This is a genomic window from Actinoplanes siamensis, from assembly GCF_016862395.1.
Classification (GTDB): Bacteria; Actinomycetota; Actinomycetes; order Mycobacteriales; family Micromonosporaceae; genus Actinoplanes; species Actinoplanes siamensis.
In genome coordinates, this window is record NZ_BOMW01000043.1 from 1 (window position 1) to 14308 (window position 14308).

The 14308-nt window shown below is 70.8% G+C and carries 10 protein-coding genes; 6 read left to right on the forward strand and 4 right to left on the reverse strand.

Annotated features, from left to right (window positions below; all coding sequences use genetic code 11):
* Positions 1 to 247: 247 nt before the first annotated feature.
* Together Asi03nite_RS22030 and Asi03nite_RS22035 are read right to left on the reverse strand one after the other, a co-directional pair.
* Positions 248 to 1702 carry a GGDEF domain-containing protein gene (locus tag Asi03nite_RS22030; RefSeq protein WP_239102845.1) on the reverse strand — a complete coding sequence of 485 codons (1455 nt, stop codon included), beginning with the start codon at positions 1700 to 1702 and terminating at the stop codon, positions 248 to 250.
* Positions 1703 to 1839: 137 nt separating this feature from the next.
* A complete protein-coding gene (locus Asi03nite_RS22035) occupies positions 1840 to 2751 on the reverse strand; it encodes an N-acetylglucosamine kinase (RefSeq protein WP_203682324.1) in 912 nt (303 codons plus the stop codon).
* An 86-nt stretch (positions 2752 to 2837) separates the two neighbouring features.
* Here Asi03nite_RS22035 and Asi03nite_RS22040 point away from each other — a divergent pair, with 86 nt between their 5' ends.
* Genes Asi03nite_RS22040 through Asi03nite_RS22055 form a run of 4 tightly spaced genes read left to right on the forward strand, consistent with a single transcriptional unit; the run spans position 2838 to position 6918 of the window.
* Positions 2838 to 3761: a MurR/RpiR family transcriptional regulator gene (locus Asi03nite_RS22040; RefSeq protein WP_239102846.1), complete on the forward strand. Its 924-nt coding sequence runs from the start codon at positions 2838 to 2840 to the stop codon at positions 3759 to 3761.
* Positions 3762 to 3782: 21 nt separating this feature from the next.
* Positions 3783 to 5114, forward strand: a complete 1332-nt coding sequence (locus Asi03nite_RS22045) for an extracellular solute-binding protein (protein WP_203682325.1) — start codon at positions 3783 to 3785, stop codon at positions 5112 to 5114.
* Positions 5115 to 5119: 5 nt separating this feature from the next.
* Entirely contained in the window at positions 5120 to 6094 is a 975-nt protein-coding gene (locus Asi03nite_RS22050; protein ID WP_239102847.1) for a carbohydrate ABC transporter permease, read from the forward strand.
* Positions 6091 to 6918 carry a carbohydrate ABC transporter permease gene (locus Asi03nite_RS22055; protein WP_203682327.1) on the forward strand — a complete coding sequence of 276 codons (828 nt, stop codon included), beginning with the start codon at positions 6091 to 6093 and terminating at the stop codon, positions 6916 to 6918. Before Asi03nite_RS22050 ends, Asi03nite_RS22055 begins: the two co-directional genes overlap by 4 nt.
* A 492-nt stretch (positions 6919 to 7410) precedes the next feature.
* Here the strand turns inward: Asi03nite_RS22055 and Asi03nite_RS22060 are convergent, their stop codons facing one another.
* Positions 7411 to 8877 carry a GGDEF domain-containing protein gene (locus Asi03nite_RS22060; RefSeq protein ID WP_239102859.1) on the reverse strand — a complete coding sequence of 489 codons (1467 nt, stop codon included), beginning with the start codon at positions 8875 to 8877 and terminating at the stop codon, positions 7411 to 7413.
* Positions 8878 to 9292: 415 nt separating this feature from the next.
* Entirely contained in the window at positions 9293 to 11617 is a 2325-nt protein-coding gene (locus Asi03nite_RS22065; RefSeq protein ID WP_239102848.1) for a putative bifunctional diguanylate cyclase/phosphodiesterase, read from the reverse strand.
* Between the two features lie 459 nt (positions 11618 to 12076).
* Between Asi03nite_RS22065 and Asi03nite_RS22070 the strand changes: the two genes are divergently transcribed.
* Both Asi03nite_RS22070 and Asi03nite_RS22075 read left to right on the forward strand, forming a co-directional pair.
* Positions 12077 to 12244, forward strand: coding sequence for a hypothetical protein (locus tag Asi03nite_RS22070; protein ID WP_203682328.1), 168 nt, complete (start codon positions 12077 to 12079; stop codon positions 12242 to 12244).
* A gap of 113 nt (positions 12245 to 12357) precedes the next feature.
* Entirely contained in the window at positions 12358 to 13821 is a 1464-nt protein-coding gene (locus tag Asi03nite_RS22075; RefSeq protein ID WP_203682329.1) for a PepSY-associated TM helix domain-containing protein, read from the forward strand.
* Positions 13822 to 14308 lie beyond the last annotated feature (487 nt).

Genomic DNA, 14308 nt, shown 5'->3' on the forward strand with positions numbered 1-14308 from the left:
TCTCCGAGCAGATCCTGTTCAACGAGCTGCGCCCCGGCCAGATCGTGGTGGTCGACGTGGACGAGTCGGGACTGCTCTTCCGTGCCGCCGACCGCGGCCCCTCGGTCCCCGACACCGTCCCAGCCGGCCTAGAGTAGTCCACCGGACCCGCGGAGATCGGGTCTTCCCGATCTCCGCGGCACCACGGCCAAGGCGCCGCTGGGCCCCGGCCGGCTGGTCGCGGCGGGCGGGTGTCCCGGGTGGCGGTTCAGGGTTTGCGGGTGAGCAGCTCGGCCGGGGTGGAGACGGCGATCCGGTTGCGGCCCGCCTTCTTGGCCTCGTAGAGGGCCCCGTCGGCGCGGGCGGTCAGCTCGTCCGAGGTCTCGGCGCCGTCCCACTCGGCGATGCCCGCCGAGAAGGTCTGCCCCAGCGGCGTCGCCAGCCGCATCCGGTCCACGATCTCGCGGGCCTGCTCGGCGGTCGCCTCCGGCAGCAGCAGGACGAACTCCTCGCCGCCGTAGCGGGCCAGGTGGTCCACCGTGCGCACCTGCTCCTGCCAGGCGGCGGCCGCCTCCTTGAGCAGGCGGTCCCCGGCCGGGTGCCCGTACGCGTCGTTGAACCGCTTGAAGTGGTCGACGTCGATCACCGCGACGGTCAGCGCCCGGTTGCCGCGCCGGACCCGCTCCAGCGCCCGGGGCAGCTCGGTGTTCCAGGCCCGCCGGTTCGGCAGGCCGGTCAGCTCGTCGGTGACGGCGAGCTCGCGCGCCTTCTCGGTCTGCACGTCGAGCTGGGTGAGCAGCTGCGACATCCGGGTGACGACCAGTAGGAACAGGGCGCCGCAGCCGACCGCGATGGACAGCACGTCGGTCACCCGGTGGGTGAGCGCCTGCACGATCAGCAGGCCGGGCCCGATCAGCGAGGCGGCGGTCAGGGCCAGCAGCAGCGGCCGGCTGATCCGGATCGGGCGGGGCGCCACGGCACGGGCCAGCGAACGCGCGTCGGGGTGTGCCGCCGCGACGCCGAACAGCAGGTAGCCGGAGAGGAAGACGTCGGCCAGGACCTTGTGCGCGCCCGGGCCGGGCTCCCAGACCATCTGGTTGATCAGCGCCCACGTGCCGTCACCGGCGAGGAAGCAGATCAGCGCGGCGGACAGCAGGCGGAACGACATGTTGTGCCCGCTCCCGCTGAGCAGCAGCCGGACCGTCATGGCGAGCAGCACCACGTCGCCGAGCGGGTAGGCCACGCTCACGATGTGCCCGGCCAGCCCGATCGACGGGTCGGCGGCCGCCGGCTTGATCATGAAGACCCAGGCGAGCAGCCCCATGCCGGTGGTCAGCGTGGTGGCGTCGACAATGCTCGACCAGTCCCGCTGGATGGTCCGCCGCCGAATCATCAGCAGCAGGCCGCCGGCCGCGGCGGGATAGAGCGAGAGGTACGCCGCGTCGGCCCAGGACGGGAAACCCGGGTCGGTCTGGGTGTGGGTCAGCACCCACTCCACCAGGATGCCACTGGCGTTGCCGGCCACCCCGAGCGCGAACAGCCACCACGGCGCCGCCGGGGTGACGCCGCGGCGCCGGACCCCGACCACGATCATGGCGGCCGCGAACCAGCCGCAGGCCACCTGCCACGCCATCTGCAGTGTGCTGCCGTCGGGCACGGCGAGGAAGCCGGCCACCATCACCACCGCGACGACGATGTTCGTCCGCATCAGCCGATCACCCATTGCTCGTCGCATCCTCCGCCTCGCCGGTCCGTCGACCAGAAATATCCGCAGCGGGGCACCGGATCTGCGGAGTTTCCGGTAGCAGAACGGTTGCGCCCTGGCGAAGCGGCCGCCGAGAAAGCGGCGGAATCAGACAGTCACGCCGGGCTGTCGGTGTGACCGAGCAGCGTCTCGTGCAGCGCCGTGGGAGCTGCCGGGCTCAGCGGCCGCGCGGCCAGCCACGCCGCGCCGGCCGCCGGGTCGTGGCCGGTCCGGGTGTGCCGGCCGCGGGATCGCAGCGTGGCGAGCACCCCGTCGCGGACCGGGGTGTCGCACGCCAGCAGGCCGCCCCCGAGCACGACCGGACCGTCGGCCCCCAGGGCGTCGAGTGTCCGGACCAGATGGGTGACGGCTTCGGCCACGATCGCCGAGGCGTGCTGGTCGCCGTCGCGGGCCGCCGCGCAGACGAGCGGGGCCAGCGCCCCGATCTGCTGCCAGGGCAGCGTCTGTGCCCAGTAGACCAGGTCGTCCGCGCCGGTCACGCCCGTGCGGGCGGCGACCCGGGCGGCCAGGGGCGAAGACCAGTTCCGGACAGCCACCCGTACCGCTTGCAGGCCCAGCCACCGCCCGGACCCCTCGTCGCCGAGCAGCCATCCCAGCCCGTCCGCCGTGCGGACGACGGCGCCGGCCTGAACGGCCGCGGCGATCGCCCCGGTCCCGGCGATCAGCACCGCGCCGGATTCCGCCGGACTGCCCGCCGCGAACGCCGTGACCACGTCGCCGACGACGTGGATCGGCCCGGTGACGCCCAGGGTCGCCAGCGCCGGCGCGAACCGCGCGGTCCGGGCCGGCCCGGCGACGCCCAGTGTCGCGGCCCGCACCAGCGCGGGGGAGTGCGCGCCCAGCGCCTGGCGTACCGCGGCAGCGACGGCGGCCGCCGCGGGGCCGGGGCCGGCGGTCAGTGGGTTGCCCGGGCCGGAGCGGCCGCGGCCGAGCACCGTCCCGTCGGTCGTCGCGAGCACCGCGGTCGTCGCCGTGCCGCCCGCGTCGGCGCCCACCACCAGTTCCATGGACGAGATCGAAACACAGGAATGTCTTGTTGACTAGAGAGCGTGACGGTCGTAATTTTCATCGACAACAGTTCTTAATGAAAAGGATGACCACGGTGACGGGTGAGAGCGGCGGGCTGCTCGGCAGGCTGCGGATCGAGGGGCCGCGGATGCCGGAGGCCCTGGCGAGGATCGCCGAGACGATTCTGGCGGATCCGGAGACCGCGGCGAACGCGAGCATCGTCGACCTGGCCGAGCGGTCCGGGACCTCGACGGCGACGGTGACCCGGTTCAGCCGCACGCTCGGCTTCAAGGGTTATGCGAACCTGCGGGTCGCGATCGCCACCGAGACCGGCCGTGCCGAGCAGGCCCGGTGGGAGACCGACATCAGCGGCGACATCGCCCCCGGCGACCCGCTCACCGACGTGCTCGGCGTGGTCACCGCGGCGGACACCCGGGCCATCCAGGACACCGCTGCCGGCCTCGACATGTCCTCGGTGGACCGGGTCGCGGACGCGATCGCCGGCGCCCGGCGCGTGGAGATCTTCGGTCTGGGCAGCAGCGGCACGTCGGCCCGGGAGATGGCGTTCCGCCTGGAGCGGATCCGGGTGCCGGTCTGGCACCGGGTCGACTCGCACACCGCCCTGACCAACGCCGCCCTGCTGCTGCCCGGCGACGTGGCGATCGGGCTCTCGCACTCCGGGCGGACCCGCGAGGTGATCGAGACGCTCGCCGAGGCGGCCGACCATGGCGCGCTCACCGTCGCCCTCACCAGCTACAGCCGGTCCCCGCTGGCCGAGGTGGCCGACGTCGTCTTCACCACCGCGGTGCAGGAGACCACGTTCCGCCTGGCGGCGCTCTCCGCCCTGCACTCCCAGCTGCTGGTCCTCGACATGATCTACGTCGCGGTCGCCCAGCGCACCTACGAGCGGACCGCCGAGGCGCTCGAGCTCACCGTCCGCGCCGTGGACGCCCACCGCCTGCCCGAGAAGAACCCGACGCGTCACCGGGGCCGCAACAGGAACCCGTGATCCCTTCCCTGAGGAGCTCGTATGCGCCAACGCCGCTATGCCGCCGCAGCCGCACTCTGCGCCGCCACCCTGCTGGCCGTCACCGCCTGCGGCGGCGGGGGCTCGTCGCCGGCCGGTGACGACGACTCGCCCAGGGCCGTGCCGAACACCCGTGGCGAGGGCCGGACGCTCACCGTCTGGGTGATGGACGGGGACTACACCGACGCCACCATCAAGGCCGTCAACGACCAGTTCACCCAGGCCACCGGCGCCCGGGTGGACGTGCAGGTCCAGCAGTGGGAGAGCATCACCACCAAGATCAGTACCGCGCTCTCCACCAGCGGCACGCCGGACGTGCTGGACCTGGGCAACACCCAGGTGCCCGGCTTCGCGGCGAACGGCGGCCTGCTCGACCTAACGCCGTACCGGGCCGATCTCCGGCAGGGGCGCAACTGGCTGGCCGGCCTCGAGGAGCCGGCCACCGTGGATCGGGCGCTGTACGCGGTGCCCGGGTTCGCCGGCGCCCGCGCGGTCATCTACCACAAGAAGACCTGGGCGGCGGCCGGCGTCACCGCGGCACCCACCACATACGCCGAGCTGACCGCCGCGCTGGACAGGCTCCGGGCGGCCCACCCGGCCGCCGACTTCGCGCCGTTCTACCTGCCCGGACAGTACTGGTACGCCGGCATGCAGTTCGTCTGGGACGCCGGCGGCGACATCGCCACCAGCGACGGCGGCGCCTGGAAGGGCGGCCTGTCCAGCGCCGCCGGCCAGAAGGGCCTGAGCGACTTCAAGACCTTCCAGAACGCCTACTCCACAGCGGCGTCGCGGACCCTGGACACCCTCTCCCCGGACCAGAACCAGCTCTTCGCCGACGGCAAGACCGCGGCCATCCTGTCCACCGCCGGCTCCATCGGCCTCATCCAGAAGGCCAACCCCCGGATCAAAGCCGAGGATCTGGGTACGTTCCCGCTGCCCGGAACGTCGGGCAAGGCACAACCGGTGATGCTCGGCGGCTCCGACTGGGGCATCGCCACCAAGAGCGACACGCCCGAACTGGCGCTGCAGTGGGTCAAGATCGCCGCGAGCCCCGCGGTGCAGGACACGTTCGTGTTCGGCAACGACGGCTGGATCCCGAACAGCATCGAGGGCATCGAGGCCGCCCAGCCCGGCCTCACCGAGCAGCAGAAGGGGTTCTTCACCGCCGCGCTGACCTCCAAGGCCACCCCGGCCGCCGCGCAGTGGCCCACCCTGGAAGGCGACAAGAGCATCAACCAGGCCTTCTCGGCGGTCGCCTCGGGCGCCAGGTCGCCCGCCGACGCCGGCCGGGAGTTCGACTCCCACCTGGACGCCACCCTCGCCGGCGGCAAGTGACGGTCATGCCCGCCACCACCGTGCTCCCGGACGCGGCCGGCGCCAGCCCGCCCACGCCGCCCCCGCCCACGCACAGGTCCCGCCGCCGGCGGCGGCGGGACCCGGCGCCGCTGTGGCTGCTGAGCCCGGCGGGCCTGGTGCTGGCAGTCGTGACGCTGGCGCCGATCGGCTTCCTGCTGTTCACCTCGTTCACCGACTACAACCAGCGGACGTTGTTCACCGGCCGGTACGCCTACGTCGGCCTCGACCAGTACTCGCGACTGCTGGCGGACCCCGCGTTCTGGGCGTCGCTGCTGCGCACGGTGCTGTTCACGGCGGCCATGGTGGCCGGCAGCGTGCTGATCGGGATGGGCGTCTCGCACCTGCTCACCCGGCTCGGCCGGATCTGGCGGTACACGGTGACGGTGGTGCTCATCGTCGCCTGGGCGATGCCGAACGTGGCGTCGTCGCTGGTGTGGAACTGGCTGTTCCAGCCGGGGTACGGCATCGTCAACTGGGCGCTCGACCAGCTGGGGATCTTCGGCGACACCACCGATCTGAACTGGGCGCAGGACCCGGCCCGGGCGTACCTCTCGATCTGGCTCCTGATCGTCTGGCAGGCGGTGCCCTTCATCGCGCTGACCCTGAACGCCGCGGAGACCCAGGTCCCGCCGGAGTACCAGGAGGCGGCCCGGCTGGACGGCGCGGGCGAGCTGGCGGTCTACCGCATCGTCGTGCTCAACCACCTGCGGCCCACCCTGCTGCTGGTCGTCATCCTGTCGGTGATCTGGGACTACAACGTGTTCAACCAGATCTGGCTGATCTCCCGGGGCGGTCCCGGCGACGCCACCGCCACGCTCGGCGTCTTCACCTACCAGACCGCGTTCGTCGGCTTCCAGGTCGGCCGGGGCGCGGCCGTCTCGGTGGTCACCACCCTGCTGCTGCTCGGGCTGACCGCCCTCTACATCCGCAACCTGCTCCGATCCGGGGAGGACCTGTGACGCACCGCGGCCGCCGGGTGGCCGGCACTCTCGCGGCGATCTTCTGCCTGGTGTGGCTCTTCCCGGTCTACTGGATGGTCAACACGGCGTTCAAGCCACGGCCCGAGGTGATGACCGCGACGCCGCACTTCCTGCCGGCGCACCCGACCCTGGACAACTTCGTCACCGCGGTCGGCCAGCCCCAGTTCCTCACCAACCTGCGCAACAGCGTCGTGGTGGTGACCCTGACCGTGGTCGCCTCGGTCGTGTTGGGCATCTTCGCCGCGGCCGCGCTGTCCCGGTTCCGGTTCCCCGGCCGACGCACCATCATGGTCGTCATCCTGGCCGTGCAGATGCTGCCGGGCACCGCGCTGCTGATCCCGATGTTCGTCATGTTCAACAGCATCGACCTGCTCGGGACGTACCTCGCCCTGGTCCTCGCCTATGTCGCCACCGTGCTGCCGTTCTCGATCTGGGTGATGCGCGGCTTCTTCGTCGCCGTCCCGGCCGAGGTGGAACAGGCCGCGCAGCTCGATGGCGCGAGCACCTGGGCCGTCCTCACCAGGGTGCTGTTTCCGCTGGTCGCGCCGGGTGTGGTCGCGACCGGCATCTTCGCGTTCATCGCTGCGTGGAACGACTACCTGTTCGCCTACACGTTCCTGCAGGACCAGAGCCGGTACACGCTGCCGGTCTGGCTGGCGTCGTTCACCAACCCGCACACCGGCACCGACTTCGGCGGGCAGATGGCCGCCTCGGTGCTGTTCTCCCTGCCCGTCGTCGGGTTCTTCCTGTTCATCCAGCGCAACCTCGTCGCCGGGATGTCCGCCGGCGCTGTGAAGGGCTAGCCTCTGCCCGGTCGCCGAGGCGCTCCGGAGCCCGGCCGGGCGCGACTACGCCGACTTCGCCGGCCGGCTGGCGCACCACCTGACCCCCTTCGACGCGCTCGGTGTGCAGTACCGGCGCGCCTAGGCCCGCAGCCCTGGCAACGCCGTTCCGGCGCGCCCGGCCGCGCCCGGACACCCGCCGGGCACGTCGCCCGGCTCGTCCAGAACACCGCCTCCGGAAGGACTCGACCGTCGCTGGTCAGGCGTCCACAGTGTGGCGGGCTCGTGCACGGCGCCGGGGCCGGACGGGTGGGCAGGCCGCGTGGCAACCGGAAGACCGGGAAAGGGCCGCCGCCCGGAAAGATCAAGGACGCACGGTGGACCCGTCCAGGTAAGGGGGCGGTACCCGTTCGGGCAGTTGCCGCAGGATGGGGTGGCTTACGGTTGCAGGTAGAGGCGATCTAGGGCGGGACTGGACGGCGCGCGATTTCCGCGCATCCGGCTCAAGCGTGCTCAATGGCTCGGGGTGCTTGCGGTCTGGTCTGCCGGGGTGCTGCCATGCTCGGCACCCATGCTCCGGGGCGCCTGGACGATGCGGTCCCGGCCGGTGTGCTTGGCCTCGTAGAGCGCGATGTCGGCGCGGGCGATCAGCTCCTCGGACGTCTCGGCCCGGTCCCAGGCCGCGACGCCGGCGGAGAACGTCTGCTCGAAGGGGGTGACCGTGCGGAGCCGTTCCATGATTGCGCAGGCCTCGGCGACGTCGGTGCCGGGCAGCAGCACGATGAATTCCTCGCCGCCGTAGCGGGCGAGGATGTCCGACTGGCGTAGCGGGCTCAGCCAGGCCGCCGCGGCCTCCTTGAGCAGCCGGTCGCCGGCCTGATGGCCGCGAGTGTCGTTGAACAGCTTGAAGCGGTCGAGGTCGACCATACAGACGCTGACCGGCTCGCCGCTCTGCCGTGCCTGCTCCAGCGCCCGGGGCAGTTCGTCGGTCCAGGCACGGCGATTGGGCAGGCCGGTGAGCTCGTCTCGGCGGGCCAGCTCGCGTACCTGTTCGGTCTGCCGTTCCACGAACCGCAACAGGATCGTCAGACGGGTCACCACGAGCACCGACATCATCGTGGATCCGATGGCGATGGCCCCGCCGTGCCGGAACGCGCCGTGCGACATCTGCATGACCAGCACGGCGGGAGCCATGAGCAGGGCGAGGAGCAGCATCGACATCAGCGGGATCCCCGGCGGGCGCGGGAGCGCGTTCGCGCGCCGCGTATCGGTGACAGCCGCATGGCGTACGGCGTACCCGAGCGTCACGAAGGCCGCGAAGTAGAAGAGGTCGATGCCGCGGGTCACCCAGTCGGGGATGGTGTGGTCGCCGACGAGCAGCCAGAACAGATCGCCACCAAGGAAGCAGAGTAGGCCGGTGGCTAGCCACGGCGGCGTGATGCCCCAGCGGGCGCGGCGGGAACCGGAGGCGTCGCCGCTGCGCACCAAGATGAGCGCCAGGAAGATGAGCGCCAGGTCACCGACCGGGTACGCCAGCCGGACGAGCTGCTCAAAAGCGGTGTAGTCGTGGTCCTGCATGGCTGGCGCGATGGCGTAAACCCAGGCCAGCACACTGATGCCGGAGGTGATGGTGGCCGCGTCGAGTATGGCGGGCCGGATCAGCCGGGTCGGCCAGCGACGGATCATCAGCGCGATGCCGGCCAGAAGGGCCGGGTAGAACAGCAGGTAGAAGGCGTCGGCCACGGTCGGGTAGGTGTCGGTCTTCAACACCTGAGACACGATGGTGTTGGGCACCACGGCGGTGCCGTTGGCGAAGATGCCCAGAGCGAGAAGATACCAGGGTGCACGCGCGTCGCGCGGCAGCCGGGACGCGGCGATCACGATCACGGCGACCGGACCGAGCGCGTTCACCACCGACCAGACCAACGCGGACCACGGTCCCAGCGGGGACACGAGGTATCCCGCCATCGAGACCGTCATCGTCACGACGTACGTCCTCCACCACCACTGACCCATGGAAGCCAGAGCATCGCATCTGCGGTGCCGACGGCATGCGAATCGGGTGCGGCACAGTTGCAGCGCCCGCGAGGGCTGGCGGACCTCGCCCGGCAGCGCCCGCCGGCCGAGTCCGAACGGCCGGTAGAGAATCGTAGCGAGGACACGGTCGCTGCCGATGACCTTCTATCGAAGACCTCCCGCCTCTGTAACCTGGTCGGGAAGGCCCAGCACGTGAAAGTGCTGCAAGAGGCTGACCTCATCGTGCGGGCCAAATCCGAGGGCGACCGCCGCCGCACCTACCTGACTTCGCAGCCCGGCATCTGTGGCCGCAACGCCAACGACGCTGGGGCCAGCCCGCCACCCAGGCAGCCTGACCCCAACACCTCAACGTTCTTGGTCACGGCACTATCGACCGTTCCGGTACACGCGTCCGCCGACGGCTGACCGGGTTCAGGCCGGTACGGCGGGCTGCGAAGTCAGGCGCGGCGACCGGCTTGCCGAAGTGGTAGCCCTGCGCCAGCCGGTAGCCGAGCCGGTACAGTTCGGCCGCCTGTTCGGCGGTCTCCACCCCTTCGGCGACCGCGGACAGGCCGAGCCCGTCGCTCGCCTGAATCAGCACGGTCGGGATCACCGCATGCCGGCCAGCCATGGTCACATTGTCCACGAACGATTTGTCGACCTTGAGAACATCGACCGGCACGGTCTGCAGCAGGCCGAGCGACGAGTGGCCGGTGCCGAAGTCGTCCAGCGCGATCCGGACGCCGCGCGCGTGGATGTCGTTCACGGTCTGCAACGCCACGCCGCCGCCGAAGACCGCGGTCTCAGTGACCTCGACGATCAGGTGGTCCGGTCGCATCCCGGTGGCCGCGAGTACGTCGGCGACCACCTGGGCGAAGCCGGGTTCGGCCAGCTGGCGGGCCGAGACGTTGACGCTGATCCGCTCGGGCGCGGCCGCACCGTGTTCCTGCTGCCAGCGCATGAACTGGTCGCACGTGGTCCGCAGGATCCACTCGCCGAGCTCGACGATCAGCCCGTTCTGCTCGGCCGCCGGTATGAAATCGACCGGGCTGACGAGCCCCCGCACCGGGTGCTCCCAGCGGACCAGCGATTCGACGTACCGGATACGGCCGTCAGGCAGATCGACGATCGGCTGGTAGACCAGCCGGAACTGGCCCTCGTTCAGGGCGATCCGCAGGTCGGCACCGAGCCGCGCCTCATCGCCGGCCCGCCGGTCGAGGTCGGGGTGGTACCAGCGGTACGGTTCGCCGGCTTCCTTGGCCGCGTACATGGCCACGTCGGCGCGGCGAAGCGCCTCGTGCGGCTCGGTGAGCCCGGTCGTGTCGGTCAGGCCGATGTTTGCCCCGATCAGCAGGTCTCGGCCGTCCGCCCGGATCGGCTGCGAGAGCAGCCCTCCGACGTTCTCGGCGACGCCGACGGCGTCCTCGCGGGTCGCGCCGGGCATTAGCAGGGCGAATTCGTCGCCGCCCATCCGCACGACCGATGCCGCGCCGCCGGCGGCCGCGGTCAGCCGGGTGGCGACCTCGGACAGCAGCAGGTCGCCGACGTGGTGCCCGAACTGGTCGTTGACCTTTTTGAAGCCGGTGAGGTCGAGCAGGGCGACGTAGGATCGGCTGCCGTCGAGGCCGTGGTGCAGCGCTGCCTGGAACTGGCGGCGGTTGGCCAGACCGGTCAGTTCGTCGTGCTGGGCCAGCCGTTCCAGCTGTGCGGCCTGTTTGTGCACCTGATTGACGAAGCCGGACATGCGCAGCGAGACGAGCAGGAACAACACCATCGCGCCGCCGGCCACGACCATCCAGTCCGCGCGGTGCTCGGCGATTCCGGGCACGAACAGGATGCCGGGCGCCAGCATGGAGCTCGCGGTGAGCAACAGCTGCCGCCAGTGGGTGAGTCCCGTCCGGGGGGTGCGCGGCACCGCGGTATGGTCCGCCGCCATCGAGGGGTGCAGGGCGGCGACGCCCCACAGGACGTACGACAGCAGCCACAGCGCGTCGAACGGGGTGCCGTTGTTGAAGCTGAAGTAGGAGATCAGCACAGAGAAGCCGATGTCGGCGAGCAACAGCGCCATGGCCGCCCCGGCGAGCAGCCGCGTACTGGTGTTCCGGACGCCGGACCCGGTGAGCAGACTGGTCAGGATGGCCAGCAGCAGGGTGTCGGCCGCCGGATACGCGGTGTTGAGCAGCTGCGCGAGGACCGAGTTCCCCGCCACGAAGACCGTGGGACGCAGCACGAAGACCCAGAACACCAGCCCGAACCCGGTCGCCACGACGGCCGCGTCGAGGAACCCCCGCACGTCACGGTCACGCCGCTGACCCACCAGCAGCACGAACCCCGCGATCAGCAGCGGGTAGCGGGCGACGTAGAACACGTCCGCGGCCGAGGGAAACGGCGACTGATGGAATCCGTACAGGTAGACGCTGTAAACGACCTCGGCGACGCCCGCCGTGAATTCTCCGGCCGCGAAGCAGTACCACAGCGCACGCCGGCGCGGCCGGTGCAAACGGACGCCCGCGAGCACCAGCGCGCCGGAGCTCAGCGCGACCGTGTTGTACACGAGGCTTTGCACGAGGCTGCCGCTGGGCAGCAGGTAGTAGCCGCCGATCACCGCAACCCCGGCGGCCAGCACCAGCCACCACAACCGTCGATGCAGTGGGGTCAGGTCGCCCCGGCCGCCCGCCGACGCCCACGCGGCAAACCACCTCAAGCACCGCCCACATTTCACGACAGTGCTATCGGCAGAACGGCGGCCGATTTCAGTGCCGGGCGGCGAGTCACCCAACACCGTGAACGTTCTCGGTCACGGCACTAGAGGTACCACCAGCACGTGGCGGACGTGTACATGCCTGCCCCCAGCGGTTTCGCTACGACTTCCGAGGCGAACTTCTAGGGCAGGCCGTTCACCACCGTGGAGATCAGCCGTGCCGTCGACTACCTCGCCCAGCGGGATTTGATCAAGGGCCTGGCGCGTTCGGCAGCACCGGCCCGGGCCGGCCACCATCACGCTGGACGGAATGGACTGTGTCGTCGATTGGAGTGCAGACGTGTCCGCCGGCCGCCGGCACCCGTTCGCTCCACGGCAACACCATCACGACCATCGCCACGCACATGGGGAAACGCGGTGGCCGTCGGCTGCTCGGGGCGATGCGGGCGTACACACCGGACGATGTGGAACACCGCCGCGGCGGCGAACGCCACCGAGCAGCCGTCGGATGGACGCGATACCGAAAATCGTGGGCCTCCCGTGTGGCCGGAGGTGCTGAGCATCGACGTGAGTCGAAATGATGTCTTTCGCCTGGTGTCACTGTGTGAAGAGCCGATCGCGCGCCGGTGATGCGGACTGCTGAAGAAAGCTGGGAACCAGCAGGCGTTCGCGGACGACTTCTGCTGCGACCCCGGATGCCGGCGCACCCCTTGAGCGCCGCCGACACCACGACGAGGACACCTATGGCCGTCACCCCCGAGCTCGCCAGCCCCGAACAGGTCGAGACAGCGGTCAGATCCGCGCGGCGCCCATCGCCGTTCGGCGGGCTGCTGCTGCGCCTGCACTTCTACGCCGGAATTCTGGTCGCTCCGTTCCTGCTGGTCGCGGCGACCACCGGCATCCTGTTCGCGTTCACCCCGCAGATCGAGCGGGCCGTCTACAGCGCCGAGCTGACCGTCGACAACCCCGGATCCGCGGCGTTGCCGCTGGCTGATCAGGTTGCCGCGGCCCGGGCCACTCATGCTTCGGGAGACCTTCTTTCCGTACGGCCGGGGGAAGGCTCGTTGACCACGCAGGTGGACTTCTCCGACCCGTCACTGGACGCCGACCACCAGCACACGGTGTACGTGAACCCGTACACGGGCAAGGTCACCGGCCAGCTGACGACCTGGTGGACGGCCACGCCCCTCAATGAGTGGCTGGACAACCTGCACGCGAACCTGCACCTGGGGGAGACCGGCGCGCTCTACTCCGAGCTGGCCGCGAGCTGGCTGTGGGTGATCGCGCTCGGCGGCGTCGTCCTGTGGTGGCGGCGGCTGAGCGGTAACCGCAAGGCCCGCCGGCTGCTGGCTCCGGACCTGTCGGCGAAGAAGGGCGTGCGTCGCACCCGGGGCTGGCACGCGGCCACCGGCACGTGGCTCACCGTTGGCCTGCTGTTCCTTTCCGCGACCGGCCTGACCTGGTCCAACCACGCCGGCGCGAACTTCGAAGAGTTCATCCACTCGCTCGACTCCAGCCGCCCGGCCGTCTCCACCGACCTGACCGCCGCCGCCGTGGCGAGCCCCGGCGGCGGCCACCACGCCGGCATGAACATGGGCGGCGCCGCGGAGGCCGCCACCGTCGACCCCGCCGCGATCACCACCGTCTACCAGGCCGCCCGCGACGCCGGAATCACCGGCGCGGTGACCATCGCCGTCCCCGCCGACGCGAACACCGCCTGGAGCGTCACCGGCAACGACAGCCTCTGGCCGGTCGGCCGCGACAGCGTCGCCATGGACTCCACCGGCAAGATCGTCGAGCGGATCGACTTCGCCGACTGGCCGGTGCTGGCCAAACTCACCCAGTGGGGCATCTACGCGCACATGGGCCAACTGTTCGGCCTGGCCAACCAGATCCTCCTCGCCGCCCTCGCGTTCGGCCTGATCTGCGTCATCATCTGGGGCTACCGCATGTGGTGGCAGCGCCGCCCCACCCGCTCCGACCGCCGCGCCCTGGCCGGCGTCCCTGCGACTGGCGGCAACTGGACCGGCCTGCCCGCCTGGACGATCGCGGTCGGCCTGCCGCTGGTCTTCGCCGCCGGCTGGTTCCTGCCCCTGTTCGGCATCCCACTGCTCGGGTTCCTGGCCATCGACCTGATCGTCACCAGCATCCGCAAGCGCCGCCGCGGATCCGACAGCCCGGTGAGTCCGGCGCCCGCCGGTCAGTGATCCGGCGGCGTGCCTCGTGCCACCCCGTTCGTCACCGTGAGCCGGTGATCAGGAACTGCGTCTGGACCTCGTGTCGCCCTGCTCAGACGCCCCGGCATGCACAGCGCCGCCCCTGGTCCTGCGGCCGCTTGACCACCTCGACCTTGTCGCGGGGTTCGTTGCCCGGGCTTCGCCGGTGTCGGGCGGGATCTCGGGACCGGGCAGGATGGCCGCGCCCGCGGACGTACCGTTGCGGCCAGTCGTCCGCATCACCGCGATCCCGCGTTATGGACGTCGGCCTCCTCAACGTCGCCTGTGGCCGGGGCTCCACTGACACGTTCCTCGGTCAGCTGGGTCACGGGGTTGCGTCTTGCGACGCTTGGTCGTATGCCGGTAGATTGCTGCCCGGCGGGAGTCCATCGCCGAACCCCTTCTGGCTCACCCCAGCTGAGCCGATCAAGGGGCAAAGGGGGAAAGACTCCCGGACCGATACGTTCTGATGGCCGTT